The 5,072-nt window shown below is 57.8% G+C and carries 6 protein-coding genes and 1 pseudogene; all 7 read left to right on the top strand.

Annotation, left to right across the window (positions count from 1 at the left end):
• Window positions 1–666 (top strand): annotated as a pseudogene (locus tag Q0X57_RS07500) (transporter); the annotation flags it as partial.
• Between the two features lie 22 nt (window positions 667–688).
• The gene (locus Q0X57_RS07495) at window positions 689–994 is read left to right on the top strand and encodes a hypothetical protein (protein ID WP_039865743.1); all 306 of its coding nucleotides are present in this window, start codon (window positions 689–691) and stop codon (window positions 992–994) included.
• A 7-nt stretch (window positions 995–1,001) separates the two neighbouring features.
• Window positions 1,002–1,547: a lysophospholipid acyltransferase family protein gene (locus tag Q0X57_RS07490; RefSeq protein WP_297729764.1), complete on the top strand. Its 546-nt coding sequence runs from the start codon at window positions 1,002–1,004 to the stop codon at window positions 1,545–1,547.
• Window positions 1,548–1,551: 4 nt separating this feature from the next.
• Entirely contained in the window at window positions 1,552–2,370 is an 819-nt protein-coding gene (locus Q0X57_RS07485; protein WP_297729761.1) for a nitrilase family protein, read from the top strand.
• Window positions 2,371–2,376: 6 nt separating this feature from the next.
• The gene (locus Q0X57_RS07480) at window positions 2,377–3,243 is read left to right on the top strand and encodes an ABC transporter substrate-binding protein (RefSeq protein ID WP_297729758.1); all 867 of its coding nucleotides are present in this window, start codon (window positions 2,377–2,379) and stop codon (window positions 3,241–3,243) included.
• 18 nt (window positions 3,244–3,261) lie between these two features.
• Window positions 3,262–4,272 carry an iron ABC transporter permease gene (locus Q0X57_RS07475; protein ID WP_297729755.1) on the top strand — a complete coding sequence of 337 codons (1,011 nt, stop codon included), beginning with the start codon at window positions 3,262–3,264 and terminating at the stop codon, window positions 4,270–4,272.
• On the top strand, window positions 4,269–5,054 hold the full coding sequence (locus tag Q0X57_RS07470; protein WP_297729752.1) for an ABC transporter ATP-binding protein: 786 nt from the start codon (window positions 4,269–4,271) through the stop codon (window positions 5,052–5,054). The genes Q0X57_RS07475 and Q0X57_RS07470 overlap by 4 nt, the downstream gene beginning before the upstream one ends.
• The last annotated feature ends 18 nt before the right edge of the window (window positions 5,055–5,072 follow it).

The raw sequence follows: 5,072 nt of genomic DNA, 5'->3' as shown, positions 1-5,072 counted from the left end.
CTCGTAGCACATCCTAGTATGCGCCTGCAGATGGGCGACCAGATACGGGTCGTAGGCTCTGATGCCTCAGTCAATAAGGTGCGTGAGCTGGTCGGTGACTCGCAAAAGCACCTCAACGAGCCTAACCTGATCGGTATCTTCATCGGTATCGCTATCGGTGTACTCTTTGGCTCTATCCCCTTTGCCTTCCCGGGTATTCCTCAGCCTATCAAGCTGGGCTTGGCGGGCGGTCCGCTTATCGTGGCGATCCTGCTAAGCAACTTCGGTCCTAAGTTTGGCCTTGTGACCTACACGACACATAGTGCCAACCTGATGATCCGTGAGATCGGTATTGCGCTCTTCCTCACCTGCGTTGGCATAGGTGCTGGCGATGGCTTCGTAGATACCATCGTCAACGGTGGCTACCACTGGGTCGGCTACGGCTTTATCATCACCCTCATACCGATGCTCATCGTGGGCTTCCTCGGCAAGAAGCTCTTTAAGGTCAACTACCTCACGCTCTCCGGACTGATGGCGGGTAGTATGACCGATCCTCCTGCACTGGCCTACGCCAACGGACTCACCGAGGAGGATGCTCCCGCCGTGGGCTATGCAACAGTCTACCCACTGACGATGTTCCTCCGTGTCTTGACGGCACAGATGCTCATCATATTTTTCGTAAGCTAATAACCAACTAATCAATCAAACTATGGCAAGTCGTAGAAACCTAAAGAAGACCATACATACAGATGTCGAGGAGATGCTCTTTGACCTATCTATCCTCCATGCAGTAGCCTCAGAGGAGCGCAAGCCCGCCATCGAGGAGCTAATCAGCAAGGTAATCGATAGCGAAAATGACTTCATCGCTCGCATCTCACACACGGACGGCCGTGGCGAGGCTAAGCTCGTTCGCAAGTATTACAGCAAGCTCCAGGAGGAGTACCTACACTTCGCCAATGAGATCGAAGGCGAGGTCAATAAGCTTGGTGACGAGCTGCTAACTCCTGAGGCTTAGTCTGCGGATGAAGCTAGCACGTCTCATACTGCGCTGGTGTGGCTGGCAGCTCATTGAGCCCGCCACCTATCCACGACAGAGCGTCATCTGTGTAGCGCCCCATACGAGCAATATGGACTTCATATGGGGCAAGCTATACTACTGGGCAGTGGGGCAGAGAGCGCACTTCTTGATGAAGCGTGAGCTCTTCGTCCCGCCTCTCGGATGGCTCTTTAAGGCGATGGGCGGAATACCCATAGATCGTCGCCACAAGGGCAATACGGTTGAGCAGGTCGTAGCGCGCTTTCGTGCTAAGGACGACTTCGCCGTGGCGATCACGCCTGAGGGTTCGCGCAAAGCTCGGGATAGATGGAAGACCGGCTTCTATCACATTGCCGAAGAGGCGGGCGTACCCATACAGCTGGCGGTCATAGACTACAAGCGTAAGGAGCTAGGCATCTTTGAGCAGTTTGTCCCGACGGGAGACCTCGACAAGGACATACTTTATATAAGGAGTAAGTACCGCGCCGATCAGGCGAAGAAGCCTGAGCTCTTTAGCGAGCAAGCTCAATAAGCTGATGAAGCAGGAGACACTGCGGGTAGTCCTCGCACAGCGTCCGATCGTCTGGACCGACCCTGAGGCAAACCTTCGCCTGATGGCGGAGGACGTACGCACGGCTACCGAGGAGGGGGCGCACTTAGTCGTCTTCCCTGAGGTGATGCTCACGGGCTTTAACCTCAAGGTGGCTCAGTCGGCGCGTCCCTGGCGGGGACCCGAGTTGGAGCGTCTGCGAGCCTTGGCGCAGGAGCATCAGATAGCGATCGCCTCCTCCGCCTTCGTCTGGGACGACGAGGCGCAGCCGACGCACTACTACAACCGTGCTTACATCGCACTCCCCGACGGGTCGCTCTATGCGCAGGACAAGCGGCACCTCTTCTCCATGGCTGGCGAAGACCGCCTCCTCACGCCAGGCGAAGGATATGACATCGTCTCCTATCGTGGCTGGCGCATACGACTAATCACCTGCTACGACCTACGCTTCCCCGTCTGGTGTCGCAATCGTACCCACACGGACGGCTCGCTCGACTACGACCTCCTACTCGTCGTCGCCAATTGGCCTCGTCCCCGCATCACCGCTTGGCGCACACTCCTACAGGCTCGTGCCATCGAGAATGTCGCCTACGTCATCGGCGTCAACCGCATCGGCTCAGATCCCTTTGGTACCGACTACTCAGGCGAAAGCTTAGCCTACGACTATCTCGGAAGCCCACTCGTCGAAGCGGAACCCTACGCAGACCAACTGCTCAGTGCCACACTAGAGCCAGAGCCTTTGGCGGCCTTTCGGCAAAAGTTCCCCGTATGGCGCGACAGCGACTCCTTTACCCTCCACTCCTAACGTACCATGACCGCTCTAACCCATTCGCTTCGCAGACCGCTCCTGCGCTTCCTCCCACTCCTACTTCTGCTCCCCCTCTTGCTCGGTTGCCACAAGGCGAGCCAGCAAGAAGACGAGACGCAAGCGCCACGCATCGTCTCGCTCGTTCCCTCCGTGAGCGACCAGCTCTACGACCTCGGATGCGACTCGCTCCTCGTCGGCTGCACCTCTTACTGTAGTCGAGCTGTTGCCGATAGCGTCACCGTCGTCGGCTCCGCCATACAGACCAATCTTGAGCTTCTCATAGCACAGCGTCCGACCCTCGTCTTCGCCTCCGACTTCACCGCTCCGCAGACCATCTCCGCACTGGAGAACGCTGGCATTAAGGTCATTCAGTTTACCAATCCCGCCAGCTACGACGCCATACAGGCACAGTATCGCCAGATTGCCGAAATCGTCGGCGCAAGCGATCTAGCCGAGCAGCGACTCGCAGAGATCAACCAGCGCGTTGACTGGCTCAAGCAGCTCAATGCGACACGCCCCTGGCATCCTCGTGCCTTCATGCAGATAGCCTTTGACCCTCTCTTTGGCGCCTCCACCTCGACCTATATGAATGATCTGATCACCTTCAGCGGTTGTACCAACATCGTCACCGTGGCGGGCAATGGTCAGCTCAGCCTAGAGTATGTCGTAGAGCAAGACCCCGAGGTGCTCTTCCTCATCACCAATCATGGGAGCGAGAGCGGATCAGAAGAGTCGTGGTACAAGCTGCACTCCGTCACCGCTGTACAGAAAAAGGCTTACTGCCCGCTCCCTGGTAGCATCGTCAGCCAGCCCACGCCACAGCACTTTGTCGAGGCACTGCAGCTGATGACCGACTACCTTAGTGAGTAAAAGGTTCTTCCCCACAACATGCCCCACCGACCGACCCTCGCTAAGTCCTACTGGACGCTCCCATTGATGGTGTTGCTCCTCCTGGTCGTCGCCATCCTGTCGCTACATGTCGGGGCGCATCCCATCTCCCTCTGGCAGCTCTCGGAGATCCTCTCCGACCCCGCATCTGTTGATTACACCATCCTGACGCAGCTTCGTCTGCCACGCATCATCAACGCCATCTCCATCGGTGGCGGACTAAGCCTCTGTGGAGCTATCCTGCAGGGGCTTTTTCGCAACCCGCTCGTCGAGCCTTACACCCTCGGCATCTCGGGCGGTGCTTCGCTAGGGGTCACGCTCGCCATCGTCTTAGGCTTGTCCACCGCCTTTCTGACGCTCCCCGCCTTCGGCTTCATCGGAGCCTTGGTCACCATCTTACTGGTCTATGCCAACAGCTACCAGCGCCACGGGCTAAGCGTACAGCGCATGCTCCTCGTCGGTGTGATGGTCAGCTTCATGGCTTCATCAGGCGTCATGCTCCTTCTCTCCGTGGCTCGTGCCGAGCAACTCTCCCGCATCATCTTCTGGACGATGGGGTCGCTACAGGAGAGCAAGCCGTTTATCGTCTGGGGCATGCTCCTCTTCACCTTACTCCTCCTAGGAGCGAGCTATCTCTTCGTACAGTCGCTCAATGCGCTCCGTCTAGGCGAACTCAAAGCGCAGCAGCTCGGTATCAACACACGACGAGTCGTGCTGTGGCTCTTCGTTCTCAGTTCGCTACTAACTAGTGCCTGCGTCGCTGTGGCTGGCGTCATCGGCTTCGTCGGGCTAGTCATCCCGCAGGCGACACGTATCCTCCTCGGCAATGACTACCGCGTCCTCCTCGTCGGGAGCTTCATCAATGGGGGCATCTTCCTCATTCTCTGCGATATGTTAGCTCGCACCATCCTTTCGCCCATTGAGCTCCCGATAGGGGTCATCACTGGCTTGATCGGTGGTATTGCCTTCCTCTACCTCATTCACCGCACCAGACGATCGCACCAGATATGACCAGTCAGACGATCCTACAGGCCGAGCAACTCATCTGTGGCTATGGTCGCAAGGCGGTCATCGGTCCCCTCGACCTCGCCATCGCTCGTGGCTCCCTGACCGCCATCATCGGGCCTAATGGGGCTGGCAAAAGTACCTGCTTCAAAACCCTCACGGGCGTCCTGCCCCCACTCTCTGGAAAGGTAAGTCTACTAGACAAACCCCTCAGCGACTACTCCCTGCGTGAGCGTGCTCGCCTCATCTCGATGGTCAATCAACAGATCACCCCTCAGCCACTCAGGGTCTATGACTACGTCCTGATGGGTCGACTGCCTTACTTCAAGCGCTTTCAGATCGGTTACAGCGAAGAGGATCACGCACGCTGCGACCACTACCTCGAGCGCACGGGCATCGCACGACTAGCCGACAAGCGTCTCGACGAACTGAGCGGTGGCGAACAGCAGATGGTCGCCATAGCACAAGCACTCACGCAAGAGCCTCAGCTCCTCCTCCTCGACGAACCGATCTCGCATCTAGACATCGGCTACACGAGCGAGATCATGCAGCTCCTCGAGACGCTTCATGCGGAGGGACTGACGATCCTGATGATTCTCCACGATATCAACATAGCCTCCGAGTACTGCGAGGAGCTTATCCTCTTCGGTCCCGACGGCTTGCTGGCTCATGGCACCCCCCAGACTGTCCTCACCGAGGCACACCTTCAGGCGGCCTACCACACCACCGTCCTCGTGCAGCCCGCCCCCGCCTCTGGACGACCCTACATCTACCCCCTGCGCTGCTAACTTGGCGCCATCCCCTCC

This window comes from uncultured Porphyromonas sp., from assembly GCF_947254915.1.
Taxonomy (GTDB): domain Bacteria; phylum Bacteroidota; class Bacteroidia; order Bacteroidales; family Porphyromonadaceae; genus Porphyromonas.
This window is presented reverse-complemented; position numbering and strand designations above follow the sequence as displayed.